Source organism: Noviherbaspirillum malthae (assembly GCF_015352985.1).
Lineage (GTDB): Bacteria > Pseudomonadota > Gammaproteobacteria > Burkholderiales > Burkholderiaceae_D > Noviherbaspirillum > Noviherbaspirillum malthae.
The window spans coordinates 1-20,655 of record NZ_JACYXF010000040.1 but is presented as its reverse complement, the minus strand read 5'-3'; the positions used below and the strand labels follow the sequence as shown (position 1 = coordinate 20,655).

The window sequence follows — 20,655 nt, the reverse complement described above, 5'->3', positions numbered from 1 at the left end:
CAGAAGGCTAGACGTTTCTAGATGGTATTGGCGTCAGCATTGATGGTTGCGTGACGGTAATTTCGCGGCATACTTGGACGACTGAAAGAAAAGGTATTACCTGTGGATAGTAAAGCGATGAACAATAGTAAAGTTGCAAGCCCGGAACGCCCAGTCAAGCGCCGTAGCAATAAGGTGACCCCTCAAGCTCGGGAGGTGATCTTCGCCCGTGTAAGACGACATCTATCCAATGAAACTGGGGAGATTTCCTCGGGTGACTTCTTGGCAGTGCTCCATGAATGTGGATATGGCTACCTTACTGTAGAGCAGGCTGAAGGCCTTACTAAGAAGTTCTTCGAAGAAGAGGTGCCTGTTGAAGATGCAGTCCATGTGAAGCTGTCAAGTCCCAGGTCAGGAAGTCGGATTTCCCTCAAAAGACGGGGCGAAATTGTTGTGAGCCTAATAAAAAGTTTCGAAAGAAGTGGTGCAAAACCCACCTTGGGAGCGGTTGCGGCAGCATTGAAAGACCTTAAGTACACTAACCTCAACGTCAAACAGATCAAAATTATCAGAGATGAGTTCCTGGCTCGTTCTGGGTTGCCCGAGCTCGATAACCTGCGCACTGATATAGATTTGCATGCAATCGCACGAGAATTCGCACATCACTTTGTTCAGCACACTCAATACAGGCCGAGGCGAAGCGAAATCTTTCAATTATGCGAGTCAAAGGGTTATGAAGTCCCATATTGGCGAACTGCCATGCTACGGTCATTGGTGATACAAGCGGCGCCAGCTTTGGGGAAACGGCCAAGCAATCTGCGAAATCAGCGCAAACAAGAGAAACCAAAGCCGCTCAATTCCGACAGCGGTATTTTGCCACTATCGCACCGATTGAACGTTCAGATTGCGGACTTCTTAGGCGCATACGCCGGTGCAAGGGGGTTTCTATCCAGCTACCGAAAAAAAGCGATAGAAGAGCTCACATTGATGGTTGCGTATGGCCTAGTGAGCGGCAAGTTCAACATAGCTGCAATGCTTCCAGCTGCGCTAAACATGAGCCAAGGCGATCTTGAAATAGCGGCGAAAATCTTGGAACGCAACACTATCAAGGGCGTCTAGTAACGGATGTGGTATGTGCCTGCCCACATGTAGTAATGCGCTCAGTAGTCCGCCGATACTGCCCATCGCCAGGATGGCGATGGGCCTTACCGACAGTAACTACTGAAGCGTTTCTGTCAGATCCTCATAGGCATAATGACTGCTAGCCAGTTCGGATCGGACTTGTCGAGAAAGAGAACTGATGATCCGTGGTCGCGGGAGCTGATAACCACATCAGTATTTTCGATGACGCTGATAACGTCCTTCAGGTAAACGTGGGACAAGCTCACTTCGAGGCCTTGATTCTGCGCCTCGATTTCATCCTCCACTTGATTTTCATCGTCCTGACTCCGTACGGTAAGTAAGCCGGAATCAGAGGATGCCTTAAGCCAGACAGCCTTTTGCTTTTCGTTCATGCAATAACTAACGCGCGTGATGGCTTCAGTTAAGGCAGTACGATTGACCGTCAGCTGGCACGGGTTATCTTTCGGTATAACACGGCCCCAATCTGGGAATTGGCCCTCAATAAGCGGTAGGTGGCAAAGGAGGGATGATGTCCTTATTTCCAACTTTCGCCCGATCGCTACGGTGATGTTATCTGCTTCGCAGAAGCGAGCCAGAATCCCTAAGTATTCAACGGCCAAGATTATATTGACCCCGCGTTCCAGAGGAGCGGTTAGGGCAATCGATGTCTTGGCGAGCTGGTGCCCATTAGTACCGATTAGCGATAACTGCTGGCCGTCGCCTTGGATCGCCACGCCGTTGAGGAAATGCCGTATATCGCCCCGTGCGGCTGCAAACGCCACCTTGCGGATTGCTTTGGCCAATACTGGGCCGCTTACTTCAAACACACTAGCATCCCCTCGATCAATCGTTGTGGGGCCCGGGAACTCCATGGCCCCGGAAGCCGAAGCAAGGCGAAAAACCGACCGGCCAGATTTTACAATCAGCCGTTTTGGCGAGTCCTCAAAGGTAAGCGTCGTTGTCTCGGTGGTGGCCGTAGAAACGGCTCCAGCCAATTTCTTCGCATCGATAAGCGCGGTGGCTTTGATCGGAATAGGAAGCGGGATTTCCGCAACCAACCAACCCTGGCAATCAGTACCTGTAACTACCATCTTTCCATCCTCGCAGACGATATTGAGGTAGGCGCACACTGGTAAAAGCGGGGTTGGACGAATGATGCGCTCAACATTAGCAAGCGTACGTTGAAGCACGGCCGTGTTGACCGTAACGGATTGTTTCATTGCTTTCTCCTGTCATTGCCTCAGAGAGGCGTTGGTAAGGAGCAAGCCATAAAGGCTTCCTGAGTACTCCTACTCGGGAAGTCCGTAAATCCGTGGAGCGAAAAAAACCATGCAACAAAATTGCAGTGGCCGTGATCGCATGAATATGCACCTGCTGACGCAAACGTGCATTAATTTTTTGAGTAAGACCGCAGAGCGGCCTGACGATATTACCAAGATTTTTGCTATCTGTGAAATGAATAGGCCTTAGGTTTGGACATGATTCGACCGCTGGCTTATGGCTGTTTGAGCGACACTTATTGTATTTTTTGGAAAATGAGGAAAGAAGCCATGCAAAGTCGCATCGAGAGGTTCATGTCACTGATGGATACCAAGAACTGGGTGCGTATTTCGGTATGCATGGTGCCCGGTCTAGCCGTCAGTAAGCTGGCCAGCCAACTTGATGCACCTGAGGCCGTGCGCCTTAGCGGAACAGTTCTTATAGCGATCGGTGCCATCGTTTGGCTCGGATGGGAAAAACTGCGCGCTATCGGCGATTCGGACAAGATAGAGGTCATCGACGAAGTCGATTTGGACCAGGAATCGCGCCGACAAGCACCGGATAGTCTCCCACAGGTGACCGTGACAGAACTGCTTGCAGCGTATGAAAATAACGCACATGCCGCTCTGCGGGCTATTCAGATGGAGATTGCTGTCGTTCCTGATATTGCTGCGGCTACGGCAATCGATCGTGCTGCGCGACGTAGGAGGGCAGAAAGTACCCTCCACCATAGCAAAGCTAGCTCATGAACCGGTCTGGAGGTTTGCAGCGGCCCACCAGATCGCAGTGCCTAGCAGACCAAGGAAAAGAATTACGACGAGGGGCGAGAGCGCAACTGGCACAATAGGCAAGTAGAAGAGGATGCCTAAAACCAGCACAGCAGAGTGGTATGAGAAGTAGAAAAAGACTGGATTGTAGTTCTCGAACTGGTATCGTTTCCTTGCTCGAACAGCAAGTCCATCGATGAACGCTGGAAGGCAGATTGCGAACAACGCTGCAATATAAATTCCCGACAGGGCCTGCAGACGCCACATTGCACGGTACACGATGATCCACATGCCCCGTACCCAGTCGGCAGCGAAGGTGCGCATATTAGTCGCCATGCCCATTCCTTCCTGCTGGTCGGTACCTGGTACGTACCCGCCAAAGAACGATTCACTTGCAGGCATTACGCCGGTTCGGATGAACCAGTTGGAGAAGCGGGCATTGACCTTCTCTGCGACTTCCTGCACATCGACACCGGCGCTCGTTACCATTCGCAGCTCCACGGGGTCGATATCTGCTGCAATCTTCATTAGAGGAAGAAAGATGATGGTGAGAATAGGGAGAAACACGAGCCAGAACACCATATGGCTCATGAAAGTGTTCTTCACTGAAGCGGGATGCATTTGGTCCCTAGTTCACAATATCGGTGAAGATCGTGCTAGAGGTAGACGCTTCTAGCAAAGGGTAGGGCACTAGCTTTGCCATCACGAAGGCCACTGCGAGCGCCTTAGGGAACAGTGGCTCTCTGAACAACACAGACACGTTTGTCCCATCATGGCGTCGCACGAAGTCGAGCAGTGAACATTCAAACGGCATCCACTTTACCTCCCCTGATGGGGTCGCGACGTAGATAGTCTGGCTGAATACGAGTACAGCATGTTGGATAATCTGGTCGGCGTAGGCGTTGACTGCGGCGTCATCATTACCATCATCGATCTCGGCATTCGCATAGGCGGCGGCGGCCGCACAAATTGCGGCGGCAAGCAGCGTTTCCCCGCCATGTGTCTGGGCATGTATACCGACAAAGTTGGCCAACTTTATTGTCATTGACTCGAGCAACGGGCTATGGCGCCATATACGCTTCGCGTTAACCTGAACGGCCTGGTTATCGATGACGGACAGAAGGGCTTTTTGGGTTGTGGTCATGAGATTTTCGTATGCTGGACAATGAATCAGTTATTCTTCGGGTCATCAATCATCAACGGCAAGCGGCCTTTGTATAGAGTGCTGCCGGCAAGAAATGCGAAGTATTGAAGGCCAGGCAATCGGGTAAGCAAGTCTGGTGAGACAAAAGGAATTTCTGTTTCATTCATGGAGCGGGAGGTCTGGCCGCGGAATTCAGTAAAGGAAGCAGACGATTCTGAACCGGCTGAGTACGAGACACTAAGCGAACGCGCAGTCGTTTTTCCAAACGATTCGGCAATCCACTTCGCCATATCTGGATCCTTTACTCGCAGACATATGACGTTATTGAGGTTTCCTAAAGCCTGTTTGGTGCGCGCGTTGGAGCCGAAAACTGCGTCAAAGTCAGCGATGGTCTGCGTCGCGATGAAGGCCTTCATGCCGGCACCGCCACCCTTGTTCAGAATCTGAATCGTTTGTTCGTTGACGATCTCGGCAGCCTCATCGACAAATAGGTATATGTCCTTTTTTTCGCGGAAGTTATAGATGGCACCGAGAACACTTGCGATGTCGGCGAGCATCACCGAGCCGATGGCCGATCCAATAATTTTGTTCGATAAAGAGTCAAGCCCAACGTAAAGAACGGCGTCTTCCTCGATGATCTTCTGAGTGTCGTAAATCGGTCGCAGGTCTGCACTATCCAACGGGTCCGGGGAGAGCATCTTGCCGATCTCGTCGGAGCCGAGCATCTCAAGGATCGGTTCGAGTACCTGGATCATTTTGCTATAGTGCTCTTTCGAATGATGCACCATTGAGATCAGTGAATCGATCGCTTCATCTCGCAACTCGAAGCTCTTGTATTTGGCAATCATGAGCTCCAACCGCTCGGAGATTTGTGCACCTTTCTTGCCGACACTCGCGGCGGCGGCATACTGTTGTAGGTTAGCGTCCCACTTCGAGCCTTCTTTAGCAAAAAGCGTCTTGGCGAGGAGGCGCTCCAGTAGCGGCTCGACGCCGAGTTGCACATACTCCTTTGCCGCTTTGATCGTGGGACGTTCTCCATCAGCGACAATGCCACGGAACACTCGATAGAGCGTCTTCCACGCGAACGCGGCAAAGGTGCCCTCAGCATCGATTAGCTGGCCGATGCGAGTTGCAGGCTCCGAGAGCGTGTTCCAGTTCGCAAGCGGATTTATCCGGATTGACTTAGAGGGATGGGCGGGATGGAAGTATAAGAACTTACGACCCGCCTTTTCACATTCACGCCGAAGCCGGTTCTCCCAGTCCTTATCTCCTTTTGGGTCAAGAACGATGAGGATATCGCCTTTATGTACGATCTGTGTAGTTAGCAGCTCGTAAAGGCGCGTTTTACCTGCTCGAGTCGTGCCGACGATTAAGGTGTGACCGGGAAGCGCTTCAATGGGCAGTTTCAGCTCTTCCTCTTTCGGTTCAATACCATGGATCCAGGGAACGCCAATTAAGTCCTCTTTGAGTGGCACCATGTTAGGTGGAGTGATTCGGCGCTTCACGAAAGAGGGAAGCCACGCCGGTGCGCCGACGATCTCTTCTGGGTTTCGGTACATCAAGTTACGGGCGATCTCCGCGTGCCGTTGGGTCCAGCGGAAACCGCGCCCCATCCAGAAGAACTTCGTCTTTTCCTGCAGATGGCGCTTCGAGATAGCAACCGCTTCCTCCGACGTGAGAGTTTCGACTCGAAGTGATGAGACGGAGGATCTGAACCGGTACAGTTCCAGCGCTTCCCTCCCACGCATATACGTGAGGGTAATAGAGCCTAAGGCGAAAAGGGGCCAACCTGGTGGGGTAGTGGCTAATAATGCGATGGTGGAACCGGCCCATGCAACGCATGCAGGCGCCTCATACGCCGGACGAAACATATCCTGGTAAGTGCGTGTCATGTTTTATCTCCAAAGAGAACCGGTTTCAGCAATGGGGAAAGTAGAACGTTCTTTAAGCTCGACGCTTTGCCGGCCACAAGGCCCGCACTATCGAGATAGCCTTTGATTGTTGCACCGCTCACGCCGAAGCTACCCAGGATGGCTCCCGGCATTTCTATACCGGATTCGGTGACAACGAGCTTCTCGCGTACCGCGGCGTACCGCTCGTGAGTGGTAAGAGCGCTAAACCATTCCAATAAAACGGGGTCTCCCTTGCTCAGTAGCGCTGCGGCGGTATGGTCGCCATTTGCCAGTCGCAACGCACCCTCTGCAAAGTGCGCCGCCGACAGCTCGCCGGGACTCCCGTGCGAAGTCACCTCTGTTGCGGGAGGAGAGGATAGAGGATTCACTACTACCGGTTCAGGGCGAGCAGAATCTATCATCTGGGCTGCTGCACGGCCAGCCTCATGTATCAGCGGTGCGCCGTTCTTTGCTGGCTCCGTGTATTGCATCCTTTGCTTCGTTGCGTAAAGCTCGATCGTCTTTTCAATGGAGGTCCTGACAACCTTAGCTAGAGTAGATTCGATGCCACTTGCAGAAGCAGGGGGATTGATTGAATTACAAATCATTAGGGTGACCCGGAGGTCGAAGTCGCGTAGAAGACCCCTTGGAATGAAAAGCGCGCCTATAGCAGCACATTCCTGAGGCGACAGTGCTTGTTCATTTATGCGCCAGTTGAACATGGGGTTTTTCGCAGTGTTCAACCAGTTCTGCAATGGCTGAGCGGCGGTTAGCGGATGGAATTCATCATCGCCGTCGAGCAACTTGGCATTCTGGGCTAGTATCGCCACCCCAGAGGCAAGTCCGGCAACATACGCAGCAAAGCGACACTGTGGCTCGAGAGCGCGGCGTGCTTCCGACTCAAGAGATGGGAAGAACATGCGCGTGCCCGCCAGGCGTAGAGTCAGGATCGACACCGTCAATCCGAATTCCCAAGACCCTCGTGCCTCGGAGAAATAGTCCGGTTTCAGCGGAAGCTGTTGTACGCATTTCGCGTAGTGCTTCAATACGGGCAGGAACAGGTGGTTGAATTGGGCATCAGAGAACCCCGCCGCGGTTCGTATTGCCTCGATAGCCGACTTTGCATCCTCCAGCAACGCTTCGGGCGGGATCTGTTTTAAGAAATTGGTCATGGCTAGCAGTGTCCATAACCGTCACCCTTCTTCAGAGCCAAAAAGAGGTCAAAAACAGGGAGAATTTGCAGTTCTAGTCACCGCAGATGCGCTTCATGTAAAAACCCATATTACGCGGCCAGCGTGCCCACGCGCTTTTTCCTCTAAGTTATTGTTTTTAAAGAAAACGGTTTCTTCAAAAGCGGCGGTATGCATGACAAATTTGCTTTTTAAGAGGATTCTTCTGTAACGGCGCGCTCGATCGCATTCGTCAAGTCGTCTTGCCGCACAGGTTTCAAGAGGTAATTACTGAACACTTGGCGTTGATCCTTTGATGTAAGGTACTCTGAATGCGCTGTTACGGCGATGATCGGTGTGCCGGTATTGGGCCCGCTCTGGCCACGGATCTCGCGCGCTACGGCGAAGCCGTCCATGCCAGGCATGTGGATGTCTAAAAGAATTGCATCGTAATTGTTCACCAAAGCCATCGCAACGGCATCTGCTCCATTCGAGGCCGTCGCACATAGATAGCCGACTTGTTCGAGCAGATCCTTGAACAGATCGAGTATTGCTAACTGGTCATCTACCAGGAGTATCCTCTTTCCGGTGCCGGTAATAGTTTTTGGCGATTGGTGGTAGCGCGTTGTCTCCAAGGCCTGAGGCGCTTGGGCGTTAAATTCCGGAGTTTGTGATACCAGTTCCACGGGAATGCGGACCTCGAAGCGAGAGCCTTTCCCAAGCTCGCTGTCTACCCAGATTCGACCGCCGAATAGGTCTTCGACCAGACGTTTGACGATTGCCAGCCCCATCCCGGCACCGTCCTTTGCTCGGGTGTTTGTCTGATCTACCTGAGTAAAAGGATCGAAGATAATTTGTTGGTGCTCTGGCGCAATTCCCGGGCCCTCGTCGATAACGGAAAGCCCGAGTGTTGTCTTGCCGCTTTGGTTGTCGTGCCGGTAAATGAGTGTTACGTGGATCTTCCCCTTATCAGCGTATTTGATCGCATTCGTCACAAGGTTCGTCACGATCTGCTGAAAGCGGAATATGTCCGATCGGACCTCAATACGTGATGTGCCCAAATCGCATACCAAGTGCATGTTTTTGTTCTTGGCTGCTGCTTGGTAGTTTGACACGATCTTCCTGACCACTTCCATTGGGTTGAAAGTACCGCTGCGTAACTGCAACTTGCCGGAATCCAAACGGGAGAAGTCGAGAAAGTCGTGTAGCAACGCATCCAGTTGAGCCGCACCTGAAGTTATTCGGTCAAGGGCATTTCTCTGGCGCTTGTCGTAATCAGGGCGATCAAGTAAGTCAATCGAGGCGACGATCCGCTGCAGTGGAGTACGTAATTCATGACTCACGGTCCCCAGGAAATGATTTTTTGTCATGATGGCGTCACGTGCCTTTGCGAGCTGCTCGTCGTTCACCTTGATGACTAGATCTTTCTCGGCGCACAGTTGGCCTTCCCGGTATCTTACGAAGCCAAGTGCGCAGACGCCGGCAAGACCGGTAGTCCATACTGTCTGAAAGATCAAGTACAGGGTAAGTAGGTCATGCACCTGGCGATATGCAAGATAAGCATACGTCGCTACAGCCTGCATTCCAATCAATGTTGCGATAACCAGAACTTCTAGCAGGTAGCGTTTTGCTGCAAGCTGTTTAGTCATGTTGTGTCTGTAATGCATATGCTCTTATTCCCTGCTTGAAGATGCTCTGATACCTGGCGTACGTTGGGGCAATCTATTGGACCGTAATTAACGGCTCGGGATGCAGTTGCGTTGCTACATTATCTGCATGTAGCGTCAAGAAAACGGTAAGGTGAGAGGCGTCCGTTACCGGTCTGGCGAAATTCCCCTGGACGAAGGCGCATCCTCGCTGTTTGAGAAACTGATACTGATCAGCGCGCTCGACTCCTTCTGCTACCACAGAAATCCCGCATTCCCGTGCTTGAGTGAGCATTGAATCAAGGATGCTAGTGTCCTCACGTGCACGTGGCACATCGCGGATGAACGCCCGATCAATCTTGATAAACTCGATAGGCAGCCGCTTGATATAGGACATCGAGGTGAAACCCAACCCAAAATCGTCAACTGCAATCCTGATCCCCAGCCCCTGCAACTGTGCAAGAACGTCACTGATATGGTCGATATGTTCAACCAGCGTTATCTCTGCAACATCAAGAATGACAGATGAGGGAGGGATGCTCGCCTTCTTCGCCATCTGACTGATAAGGCTTGGGAAATCGGGCTGGAGGAGTTCTTGGCTTGATACATTGAGGCTGAGGCTAAGTGATGTCCAGCCTTGCCTGTGCCATTGTTTCAATTGAGCGAATGCGTTGTTCGTCACCCACTCTCCGAGTGGAATAATCAGTCCTGTTTCAACTGCCGCTGGTATGAAATCCGCCGGAGCAAGCACGCCGCGCGACGGATGGTTCCAACGTACAAGCGCTTCCACGCCAGTGATCAATCCGGTATTCGAGGCAACCAGCGGTTGGTAGAGAATCTTGAGCTGCCCATTGTCCAATGCTGCTTGCAATTCTTCTTGCACCCGTAGCTTCTCGGTGAAGCCCGGGTCCATCGAGCTTTCATAGAAATGGATCGTCGCATTGGCTTTCTTAGCTTTTGCCATGGCAGTGCTGGCGCGTTTAACCAACATGCCTGCATCGGTAGCGTCTGCAGGATACGTTGCGATGCCGATACTGACGGAAGCGGAGATCGTATGCTGGTCTACCACAAAGGGGTGGGCGATGGCCTTTACCAGCTGGTCCGCCATACTATCCGCCTCTGATTCGGAGGCAATTGGGCTAAGTAATATTGCAAAGTCAGATCCGCTAATGCGGGCTATACAGTTCTGCTTGCGGACTGTGCGCTTAAGGCGCTGTGCTATCTCCAGTAACAACTGGTCGCCTACGTCGTGTCCGTACTCGTGGTTAATTGACGAGAAGCGGTCAATATCGAGGTACAGTACCGCGGCCCGTTCGGTTGATGGTGCACGTAGCTCTTCGGTAATTATCTCGTAGAAAGCAGGACGGCTGAGAAGTCCAGTCAGCTCATCTCCGTACGAGCGTGCCCGAGCCGATCTGAGCTCTTCGTTGGAGTCGACCGTGTGCTTGATCCGGGATAGCAATACAGAGGTGCCGCTGCTCTTCGTAATGTAATCGCTTGCGCCAGCTGCAAAGGCCATCTCTACCGCTGCACCATCTTCCAATGCGGTCATCATAATGACCGGACATGCCTTCGAAGGCGGGAGCTTTTGGATGCGCGCGCAGGTTTCGAAACCATCAAGTACCGGCATTACTGCATCTAACAAGATCACGTCGGGGGTTTGGTTGTCGAGGTGAGCGAGGGCGGTCGCACCATTGTCCGCTTCCGTGACTTTATAACCCTGTTTCTCAAGGATCGCCCGAAGGGAGATTCGATTCACTCGGTCATCATCGGCAATCAATACATGACCAATAGGCTCGGCGATGGGGTCGGTTACTTCTGTACAGTCCGGCACGATACGGTTGATCACAGTCTCCGCAGCGGCGAACAACGAGCGTAATTGGGAGATCATTTCGCCGTCGTCAATTGGCTCTGAAGCGTTCCATCGTTGCTCAAGGTCTTTTGCAGCGGTCGCCAGTCCGTCTGCTCCAATATTGATGCTCGTACCTTTTATCAGATGGAGAAGCCGCGCAACTTCCGTATGGTTGCTGGCAATCTTTGCGACATGTAATGCGGCGAGATGGCCCGGCATATCTTGCAGGAATGCTTGATAGGAATCGCCGGCCGCTTTTCCAAGCAAGGCTTTAATCTCTTCATAACGTCGGAGGTTGAAAGCCAGCGGGGCCGACGAACCGCTCTCAATCTCAGGAAACAGCGAAGGCTGAGTGCCGATGGTGATCTCGGATTGCTGCAACATTCGGCGTACCAGAGCCCGGGTATCTTCGGTGGTAATAGGTTTGCGAATCCAGTCGTCCATTCCGAACGCTTGATATTGCTGTTTAGCATCCTGATCCCCAACGTCTATCATGGCAACGATTGGTGTACGCGCGCCGGTCCGGCTCTCCTCCGTCCTAATCCGAAGTGCGGTCTCGAATCCGTCTAATACGGGCATATCCGATGCTAGAAGGATGAAGTCATATTCATTGTCTCTGATCTCTTGTAAAGCCTCCAAGCCATTACTGACCAGCGTGAATTCGCATCCAGCGTTAGCTAGGGCGGTAGCCGCAAGGCTGCGACTATTTGCATCAGCATCAACTACCAGAGCTCGGTGTCTTGGGTCTCCATGTTCTAAAGATACTGAAATATGGTTCTTGGCCGGCAATGCAAACTCAGGTAGTTTCTCCAGCAAGTCTTCGATATGTTGAATCAAGCGCGACTGCGTTAGCGGCCGCCCGAGGCACTTTCCGTTGTCGTTTGCTTCAGATCGGTAAGGGGCGCTATAGAGATCAAGAGCGAGTATCCGTTCCGGAGATGCGACGAGTTCGCTGTAGGCCAAGTCGATGAAGCTTCGTGACAGCCCGTCTCTCAAGCGACTGCTCGCTATCACGAGACGGAATGGATCAGACGACGTTTCTGCACGAATAAGGGCGGCCCATGCATCGTCAGCGTTATCGAACGACTCGCAACGCATTCCACGCTTAGTCAGGCATTGGCCAATAAACTCCCTTACGATCGAACTCTCATCGGCAATAAGTACTCGGGTATCAAACAGCATGGGGTGGTCATCGTCTAGCTCCACTGCGTCAGAAGGCTTGCATACTATTGTGAACCAGAAAGTGGATCCTTTTCCCTTCTCGCTTGTGACGCCCATCTCGCCGCCCATCAGTCCAACGATCTGTTTGGAGATCGCTATTCCCAGACCTGGTTGGCCCACTTGCTTGTCTTTGTAACGACCAACTTGAACTGGGGCGTCCAGAACGTTGGAAATTTCCTCGGACGTCAATCCGATCCCGCTATCTGTCACTTCAAACCGTAGCTTCGACTCCTGGCCACTCTCAGCGGCTGTTACCTTTATCGCCACCTCTCCTGAATTGGTAAATTTGATCGCATTAGAAAGCAAATTGGTCAGGACTTGGCGTAACCTGATGGAGTCACCCTTTATCCGATCTGGAACGAAAGGACAGGGGAGATAACCTAGGTAGATCCCTTTCGCATGTGCTGTTTTCCCGAATACGTCCATTACGTCTTCAACAAGCTTATGAAGGTCAAAGTCCGTTTCATTCAGCTGGAGATCGCCTGCCTTCATCCGCGAAAGCTCGAAGGTATCGTTCAGCAGATTGATCAATGCAGTTGAGGATTTATAGGCCGAGTCGACGTGCTCACGCTGTTGTTTGGTCAGGTTTTGCTTGCGGAGCAATTCCAACAAGCTGATCACTCCTATGAGCGGTGTGCGCACTTCATGACTGATGGTCGCCGTGAACTGCGCGTTGACCATCGCGTTGTGTAAGGCCTCGTCGCGCGACGCCTTTAGCTCCGTCTCCCGGACTTCAAGCGCCTTCATCATTTCATTGAACGACAATGCCATTTCGGCGATGTCATAGGGCCCGTCAACATCTGCTCGGATGCCAAGTTCTCCTTGACCAGCACGTTTCATCGAGCGCGAAAGAATATCGACGGGGCGAGCGATTGCACCTGTCAGGACTCTCAGACAAGCAATGAGTCCCGCCGCGATAATCAGTGCGATCAACAAATTCTTAGTTAGGAGTGCGGTACCAACACGGTTCAGCTGCTCCTTGCTCACGGCAACGTGAACATATCCGTAAAGCACAGATTGGCTCTCGGCGACTTGGAAAGGATTCTCAGATTCGGTGGTTTCCTTCACCGGTACGACTAGGCTGAGGTAATTGTGGTCCTCCTTCAGTACCCCTTTCTTGTACTGGTCCGGATCACTGGGAAGCGGGGGGATATTTGAGTAGTTTTCGCTTATCCGGGTGAGCAAGTGTTTGCCGTCAGGATGGAGTAGATCAATTCGTACTACATCGCTCATGGCCAATGCAGCGTTAAGAGGTACGTCGACGTTTTCGCTCGAGTCATATATCAGCGCCAAGGCGCCGCGGTCCATGAGGGTGGCAGCGACGCTTTTGGCATGGTTTACCAGCGCATCCCTCATCCGCTTCTTGCTCTCCCATGAGCTTTGGAGAGAGATCGCTACAGCCATAATAAGAATGGCAAGGCTTACAACGATCGTCAGCTGTTGTTTTAGACCAGTCTTGCGGAGAAATGCTTGAATCATGGCTAGTGGAAGAGACACTGATTGGGAGCTAAGGCACGAAGGCTGCGATGGACATTGAAATTCAATCAATATCTATATCGATATGGCCCGCAAGGTTCAGACCAAGATGGCGAGCGGTCCTCTGGTTGATGGCAACACGAACATCGCGAAGATCGTCGTGATATCGGCGCCCCTTTTCCGTCAGCATTGTTGACATCGAAATTGCCAAGGTCTGTCCCATACGATAGTTATCAGGATGCATCGAGAAGAGCACGCCTCGTGCAACATGCGCAACCGTACTCGAAAATACTGGAATGCTTCTGTTCCAAGAACGTTCCAGAATCAGTGGCAGAACGATATTGTTATTAAGAATACTGGGGTCATCCGGGAGCCATAAGGCATCGGTTCGCCCGTCCATCGATTGCATGATCCCATCGTATTGGCGAGCTGCAGCACTAACATCCGAAGCTTCAAGCACAATAAGTTCCAGGCCTTGTTCTCTAGCAGCCTCTCTTGCATTGCGAATCTGCGCTTCAGTTCGTTTTGGATTGTGCACGACGTAGATCCGACGAATCTGTCCCGCGAGAGCTTTCATCTTTGCAAAGAGGAGTACTGGGCTAGGTGTTAAGCTGATCAGCGAATATCTTGGGTCTTCCGGCACGGACAATACGCCCCCTACGAGGATAGGTAGATCCTTGTCTAGCGCGTCGATGGTCTGGTAGCCTTTCCTTCCTAAAACAATGATTCCTCTTGTGCCGTTCCTCCTCAAATTACTGCCAAGGTCCTGCAGATCCGAATTGGGTATTGCATATGTCCGAACGGGCAACTTTGACTGCGATTCAATGCCGCGTGCGATAGTAGCGAAGACGGATTGGTATGGCTCTTCTATCTGGGGATAGAGGACTGCAATCGAGCCTTGGGTTAATGCTTCCTCACGTCTACGTCTGTCTGCGAGTTGAGCGAATTGTGTAGTTGGACCCTGCGAGGTGCTTGATAGATTGCTCGCTGTCCCCTTGCTAAGTGGAGCAGTTATTGGGGCAGTGGAGTCTTGTGCAGCTAGAGTGAGAGCAGGGCTCGCCGAAAGGCCGACGCAAAGTAAGACGTAAGAGAAAGCACTCTGCAGATCTATTCGCCTTCTCATGTTAGGTTTTGTTTCTTCTATTATCTGGGACGCGTAGGCCTATCTTCTGGGAGCAAGAATAGAACCGACGCCAAAGTGTTTGGTGACGCGATTTGCTGCCCTTAATGGCTCTGGATTATGTCTCTCGTAATCTCAGCTGCAATTACAGCCGGGAGCGAGGGTTTGCTTTGCCAATTTAGCGAAAACATGTGAATCATCTGCGAGACTTCAAAAGGCGATGCATCTGCGGACTTACCGGTGAGAAGGACTATAGGTACCTTGGCTGACTGTGCTCGAATCTTCCTAATCAGTTCTACCGTAGTGGTATTGCCTATGAAGTAATCCAGAATGAAGGCGTCGAATTTTCGCGACGCCAATGCATTTTCCAATGTCCCGATGTCATAAAACGGACGCGCATCGAGATCCAGGTCATTTAGCTGCTCACAAAAGCTGTCCGTAGTATCTCTATCGTCGTCGAGCATAGCTACCGAATAGACTTTCGGCTCTTTCAGGGTAACCTTTAGGCTGCTAATTAAGAAAACATGATCGAATGGTGCGGCGCGTGGACGTACAACCCGCCAAATGCCGTCTTCTTTGTGTTTGTAAGCAACGAAGTCAGTATCACGTATGAGTTTCAATTGCTTACCTAGTTGTATAACGCAATCAATCTGCTCGCCACCCACTTCCATGATCGCATCGTAGCGCTTGCCGCCGACTTTCGTGTCGCTCATGTCAGTGACAGAAAGACTGACGTCCGTTAGCTCAGAGATCTGCACTCCATAAAAGGTCGCGATCGCTTGTAGCTGATCTTTTGTCCACTGGCTAACGCCGCCAAGCTTCTTATAGGCTTGGGAGAGACTCAACCCCAATATCTCAGCCAGCTTAGAAGCCTGCTGCCCTCTTGGGAGACCATGCCTAGAAAGGAGGTCACGCACGCGTTCAGCAACCGCGGCGGAGTCCTCGACGATATTCTGGTCACTCATTCAATCATCCAAGTATGGTAGGCATAACAACGTTCAGGATATAGCGAGGGTTATTTTCTCATAGGAAAGCCGATTTCTTCCTAATACAGGCGAAGTATTCTTGCGTGTGGTTCTTGTCTTGCGTCGTCACGATGAGAATTCTCGTCTTAGATGCGAAGACATTTCGCATCGCGAAATAAAATGCATGCAAATATTGCAAAGTGTCACGTTTCTTATATCGACATGCGAATTATTGTTTCCACATGACAATTTTCTCCTTGCGCATGAGAATTTCAAAGATTACAATTCAACTCGATAAGAATTTACAAATTGAAACTGTTCTTGATCCGTTTCAACGCTGCTTCGCTCTCGCTTGGTAAGGCGGTCTGGCGATCGGTTCGTGCTAGAAGGGATTGAGCAGTCACTAACAGCCGCTGAAGGACAAATATGAGCATCATTGCTGAAGCACCGTTCAGGGAAGTAAGTAATCAGAAGCAGGTCGACTTGTCTCATCTGAGCCAAGAACAGATGACCACACTTCGTATTCTTGTCGCTGAGATACGCACTGCACAAGATCGAATTGGCCGCGAACTGTACCTGCTAACTGAGCGGCTTCAGCTTGTGTATGAGATGCTAGGTGACTGCTTTGCAGCATTCGTCGAATCAGAACTCGGAATTTCGAGGCGCGCGGGCCGGCGCTATCTTCAGGTGCATTCGGTCCTCAAAGCCCATTTTACTGATGCGAACGGACGCAATGACTGGAGCGAGACCCGCCATATAACGCAAGGTGCGTTGCTTCTTCTGGCTAATGAGCCAGCGGATGAAGTTATCGCGGAAATTCGCGCTATTGCTCAGAACGGGCAGGAGGTCAATGAGGCCACTGTGAAGCGGCTGATTGAAAGCCGCGAAGCCGAACTTGAAGCACGCGTTGCCGCCGCCGAGGCAGAAGTCGAACTGGCAGTACGTACGGCACAAAAGGCCGGTGAACGTGCAGAGCTCGAACTCGCTAGGGTCAAGGGCCAGGTTGAGAACAGCCAGGAACTTTGCCGTCGCCTGACGGAGCAGCGCGATTCCTTGGAAGAGGAAGTCAACCGTCTGCAGAAACAAGAAACCCAAGTTGTGGAAAGGACCGTTGAAGTAGAGGTTCTTCCGAAAGGTTACAGCACCGTAACCGAGGCTATTCAGTCTGCGGAGCAGGCACTGCAAGCAAAGACCGGCGAACTGGAGAGGGTAGACGCGGATTTGAAAGAAAGTCAGCGCAAAATGGCTGAGATGCGTGCGAACCTCACAGCCGCACAAGCTGGCAGTGAAGACTTCCTTCAAATGAAAAAAGAAGTCGAGGCATTGATGCTGAAATTCCCGCTCGCGATGCTCAAGTCTATGTCCGATTCCGACAAGAATATCAAATCGTCTATTAACGCTCTTGGCGATGCTATGGTCGCAATGGGCAATCTGTTGAAAGGTGCATGATGAGTCTCGTTACCGTTTCCGCTGCAAGAGCAACTTTGGACGCAAACAAGCAGGTGGCTCGCCTTATCGAGGCGGCTAATCTCGCTATTATTGAGGCCTACCGGGCTGCTTATGAGCTGGGTGAGCCGATGGCGGCGAACTTGTTCGGCGTCGATGATGAAGCTATCAAGGCTATCGGGCAGACAAGTAAGTCTAAATTGCTCCCGGTGCTGCAGACCGGAGTGCCGATCTGGTCGTCGCGTCTCTCCTCCACCGAAGCCATCAGTGTCCTGGCAGAAGGAAAGACCGATCCCCTGTTCAACGTGCTGCTGAAGACATTCTCCAGCGACGTTCCGCTTAATACTCTGTAACGGCAGACAATAATGAAGGTCAGCGGGAATTATGCGTCGAAGATCGATATCGCTAAGGAGCTCGCGGAACTGGACTGCCGGGCCGTGACATTGACCGCCGTCGCTAGGACGAAGCCTGCCGATTCGCGCCAGATCTACAAAGACGTCAAGGGTACTCAGTCTCAAAGCGGCCAAACACCCACCGATCATCAATGGTTCTTTGCCAGTAAGGAACGCCGGAAACAAGCGGCGTTCCTACTGATGACTTATGCCAAATATCGAGAGCATTACTCCTCAATGGCCGACTCGCACGGCGTCGCGTTTACATTGGCCTATAGACTATATGTCAAGGTCGCTAAGGACGATGCGGAAATAAGTGGAGAGCGGTGGCAACTCCTGGTAGGCCGTGGCTTCGAACGCAACTGGCGTGATATTCCCAAAGGTGGGTCTACGGGCTTCGAGTATGACAACGCTAAAGTGATGTTGTGTCGAAAATGTCAGACGCCTCACCTCGTTGAAGCCCACCATCTGTCATACCAATGTCCAACGTGTAGCTAACAGAAACTCGATAAACTGGCTTTTTGAGTAGTGGTATTCACAAAGCCAAGAACCGCGAACGGCATAGTCGTTAGAGGCTTGCGACATTAGGCTTAGTCCGAGCCACAGACATTCTGCAGACATGCATTGCTCTTGGGGGGGTATATGGGCAAGCTACATGGCATCCACCCAAGACTCCCTCCCTTCTTGCTAGTGATGTCTACTCGCTACGAGAGCCCTATCGCTCCATATCAAAAATCACCCATTCAGAAGGGATATAACTTGAATAAGAAGATGATCGGACGAGTTGTAACCGCCTGCTTAGCTGCAACCGTCATTGTCCCGTCAGCTCATGCACAGTTTCTCGGCGTTTTTCAAGGCGTGATAAACGCTGCCAATCAGGTCACCGGAAAGCTTGGTAACCGGATTATGGGTGGCGAAAATGCGGTTAACCTAGAGGACGAGCGGACCAAGTTCAATAGGTCAGTTGAGTCCCAGCTGGCAGGAATGGACGATGCAACCAAGCGGATATTGCAACCGAAGCTGGAAGCGAGTTGGGCAATGGCGGAGCAAGGGTTTCTAATGCGGAATGCGCAGGCTTACCGTAGCAAGCTTGGTCCGCTTATAGATTTCAAGCAGGTCGCCACAAGCGCGCTAGGCGGTGTCGCTCTGCAGGCCAATATGGGCGGCGCACTGCTTGGGAATAACGGTCTTGGGGAAGTGTTGAGCGGCGCCACGATGAACGGCATTCTGACTGGTGTCGGAGCTCAGAGCACGGGATTTGATGCAACAGGCGCCCGAATGGCTGCTTCAGCCATGGGTAGCACGGCAGCCGGTACGATACCAAATATCCAAGGCAATGTAGCGGCCGCCGTTACGGCCACGGCGACGAGCGCAGTTACAACTGCGGTATCAGGGGCGGTGTCCTCTACCACTCAGCAGATTCTGAGAGACTCACAGCTGTCGGCATCAAGTAAGACGTATGAGATCAACGAGCTTAACCATCCTCTCAACTTCTTCGAGAAACATCCGAGCGAACTGGTGAAGGGTGATCTCTACCGGGAGAACGGGAACATTGGCTGGAAGAAGATCGAAGGTAGTAGTACCGCAGAAGCCTATGCACCGGTCGCGGGCGACGACGTGGCGACTGCCTCAGTATTCAACTTTGACCCAACGTCCCAGAAAATTACCGCTGCCTTCCGGATCCTGAAAGCGACACAGATGGACTTTATCCCTGTCGTTCAGGGAATCAGTAAGGCGTTACAGGCGCAACCCCGTTACGCAAGTCAAGGATCTGTACTACGTGCAGTCTGGGAAAATGGCGCGTTCGTAACAGCGGATACGGCGAAGTTAACAGCAGGCTGGTCCCTTTTGGTTCCCCAGACATATCGAGCGGCTGTTGCATTACCTCAACAGGCAACAGCCGAGGTGCAGAAATGAAAAGACTGAGAATAGCTGCCGTATTGGCACCCTTCGTCGGACTAGTTCTCGTTAGTTTTGCACCGCTGTTATTAGCGTGTGGCCCACTGGATGATCCTAATTCGGCAAAGTGCATGACGGGACCTGGTCCACAAACGCCGCCCGGCGCCAGAACAACCGGAAATCATGGCAGGGATCATCTGAATTCAGGGCCGCCCGGAGCAGGCCAGATGGTATGCGCCTTCTATGATCGCACTACGCAAAAATGCCTTACGCAAAGGCCAAACACGCAGGCTTACGATAGCGCCGTTCAAACCGGCATCGAGGCTGCGATGATGGGAATGCAGATACAACAGGATGCCCTACACCGGGCTAGGATGATGGGTATAGGCGGGGGGCCACAACCTGACGGCATGCCCTCGATGACACAACCGGTACCCAGTGTGGGACCATCATCAGGACATAACAATATTTTCAGTGGAACGGGTCTGGATCAGACACAAGCGCCCGCAATTGTTTCTGGTAATGAAAACGGGCAAGCGCAATTCAAGCAATGCGTCAGTACGAAGCTTGAAGGGATCTACACAAGTACGGGACGCAGCGCTTCACCGCAGGAGACCGTTATGGCAATGCAGACGTGCGGTGGCAAATGAGAAGGTGGATTTCTCTGTGCCTACCGGTTCTTATTGCAGTGCTCTCAATGGATGCTCATAGCGAGTCGCCCAGAGTGACTCAAGCAACATGTGTGAGGCAGAGCCAGACGACGTGCCTTGAATGGAAAGCGTCCGTCCAAGGATACGGAACGGCGCAGCGCATGTTTCATGAGACGGAATGGCTTCGTTGGGGAGCCGATATCTGGAAACGTAACATTGAATACTGCGATGTCAGTAATCCCACAAAGGTAAACAGCGATCTATACGCGTTTTGCTCTCGTGTCGTTACCGTTCATGACACTTGCCAGCAACCCGGCGTCTCAGGTCAACATAAAGCCTTCTGTGACAACGCTGGTCTTTCTCCCAGCAAAGCTTCCAGATACATAAAGGTAGTTGCGGATAATTGGGATGGAATCAAAAGCTGCAGTTCAGTGTACAACGTCTTCAAAGAAGGCTTTGCGCTGCCTGCAGGCGGTGTGCCGCCTTGGCCGAAAAAACCGGACCGCGACAAAGCAAGGCCAATGAATGTTAAGGAATCTCTGCAAAAGTCGTCCGTTTTATTGTGTCATGCGTTAAGCAGGTAGGCTTGAAACGGAAGAGGGAAATCTGACGATGAAACAACAAACGCTGGCACAAGGCAGCTTCGAGCTGTACC

The 20,655-nt window shown here is 51.8% G+C and carries 15 protein-coding genes; 6 read left to right on the top strand and 9 right to left on the bottom strand.

Features of this window, described 5'->3' with window-relative positions:
* The first annotated feature begins 117 nt into the window (after nt 1-117).
* Nucleotides 118-1,098 carry a hypothetical protein gene (locus tag IGW03_RS26490; protein WP_194725544.1) on the top strand — a complete coding sequence of 327 codons (981 nt, stop codon included), beginning with the start codon at nt 118-120 and terminating at the stop codon, nt 1,096-1,098.
* Between the two features lie 116 nt (nt 1,099-1,214).
* Here IGW03_RS26490 and dnaN read toward each other — a convergent pair whose 3' ends face one another.
* On the bottom strand, nt 1,215-2,321 hold the full coding sequence (gene dnaN / locus IGW03_RS26485) for a DNA polymerase III subunit beta (protein WP_194725543.1): 1,107 nt from the start codon (nt 2,319-2,321) through the stop codon (nt 1,215-1,217).
* Nucleotides 2,322-2,651: 330 nt separating this feature from the next.
* Between dnaN and IGW03_RS26480 the strand changes: the two genes are divergently transcribed.
* Nucleotides 2,652-3,110 (top strand): hypothetical protein, encoded by a 459-nt coding sequence (locus IGW03_RS26480; protein WP_194725542.1) that lies wholly within the window; start codon nt 2,652-2,654, stop codon nt 3,108-3,110.
* Here the strand turns inward: IGW03_RS26480 and IGW03_RS26475 are convergent.
* The 8 genes from IGW03_RS26475 to IGW03_RS26440 all read right to left on the bottom strand — a co-directional run bounded on the left by IGW03_RS26475 (nt 3,105) and on the right by IGW03_RS26440 (nt 15,613).
* The gene (locus IGW03_RS26475; RefSeq protein WP_194725541.1) at nt 3,105-3,719 is read right to left on the bottom strand and encodes an IncC plasmid conjugative DNA transfer DtrJ family protein; all 615 of its coding nucleotides are present in this window, start codon (nt 3,717-3,719) and stop codon (nt 3,105-3,107) included. The genes IGW03_RS26480 and IGW03_RS26475 overlap by 6 nt on opposite strands.
* Before the next feature lie 37 nt (nt 3,720-3,756).
* The gene (locus IGW03_RS26470; RefSeq protein ID WP_194725540.1) at nt 3,757-4,272 is read right to left on the bottom strand and encodes a hypothetical protein; all 516 of its coding nucleotides are present in this window, start codon (nt 4,270-4,272) and stop codon (nt 3,757-3,759) included.
* A 26-nt stretch (nt 4,273-4,298) separates the two neighbouring features.
* Nucleotides 4,299-6,164 (bottom strand): conjugative transfer system coupling protein TraD, encoded by a 1,866-nt coding sequence (gene traD / locus IGW03_RS26465; protein WP_194725539.1) that lies wholly within the window; start codon nt 6,162-6,164, stop codon nt 4,299-4,301.
* The gene (locus IGW03_RS26460) at nt 6,161-7,336 is read right to left on the bottom strand and encodes a TraI domain-containing protein (RefSeq protein ID WP_194725538.1); all 1,176 of its coding nucleotides are present in this window, start codon (nt 7,334-7,336) and stop codon (nt 6,161-6,163) included. Before IGW03_RS26460 ends, traD begins: the two co-directional genes overlap by 4 nt.
* 209 nt (nt 7,337-7,545) lie before the next feature.
* A complete protein-coding gene (locus IGW03_RS26455; RefSeq protein WP_194725537.1) occupies nt 7,546-8,982 on the bottom strand; it encodes an ATP-binding response regulator in 1,437 nt (478 codons plus the stop codon).
* A 73-nt stretch (nt 8,983-9,055) separates the two neighbouring features.
* Complete coding sequence (locus IGW03_RS26450; protein WP_194725536.1) at nt 9,056-13,531, bottom strand: EAL domain-containing protein; 4,476 nt, start codon at nt 13,529-13,531, stop codon at nt 9,056-9,058.
* Between the two features lie 61 nt (nt 13,532-13,592).
* Nucleotides 13,593-14,171 (bottom strand): ABC transporter substrate binding protein, encoded by a 579-nt coding sequence (locus tag IGW03_RS26445; protein WP_323745031.1) that lies wholly within the window; start codon nt 14,169-14,171, stop codon nt 13,593-13,595.
* Nucleotides 14,172-14,752: 581 nt separating this feature from the next.
* A complete protein-coding gene (locus IGW03_RS26440; RefSeq protein ID WP_194725534.1) occupies nt 14,753-15,613 on the bottom strand; it encodes a helix-turn-helix domain-containing protein in 861 nt (286 codons plus the stop codon).
* A gap of 426 nt (nt 15,614-16,039) precedes the next feature.
* Between IGW03_RS26440 and IGW03_RS26435 the strand changes: the two genes are divergently transcribed.
* The 4 genes from IGW03_RS26435 to IGW03_RS26420 all read left to right on the top strand — a co-directional run bounded on the left by IGW03_RS26435 (nt 16,040) and on the right by IGW03_RS26420 (nt 19,368).
* Nucleotides 16,040-17,062, top strand: coding sequence for a hypothetical protein (locus IGW03_RS26435; RefSeq protein WP_194725533.1), 1,023 nt, complete (start codon nt 16,040-16,042; stop codon nt 17,060-17,062).
* Nucleotides 17,059-17,412: a hypothetical protein gene (locus IGW03_RS26430; RefSeq protein WP_194725532.1), complete on the top strand. Its 354-nt coding sequence runs from the start codon at nt 17,059-17,061 to the stop codon at nt 17,410-17,412. Before IGW03_RS26435 ends, IGW03_RS26430 begins: the two co-directional genes overlap by 4 nt.
* 12 nt (nt 17,413-17,424) lie before the next feature.
* On the top strand, nt 17,425-17,949 hold the full coding sequence (locus IGW03_RS26425; RefSeq protein ID WP_194725531.1) for a FlhC family transcriptional regulator: 525 nt from the start codon (nt 17,425-17,427) through the stop codon (nt 17,947-17,949).
* A gap of 261 nt (nt 17,950-18,210) precedes the next feature.
* Nucleotides 18,211-19,368, top strand: a complete 1,158-nt coding sequence (locus IGW03_RS26420; RefSeq protein WP_228536107.1) for a hypothetical protein — start codon at nt 18,211-18,213, stop codon at nt 19,366-19,368.
* Nucleotides 19,369-20,655 lie beyond the last annotated feature (1,287 nt).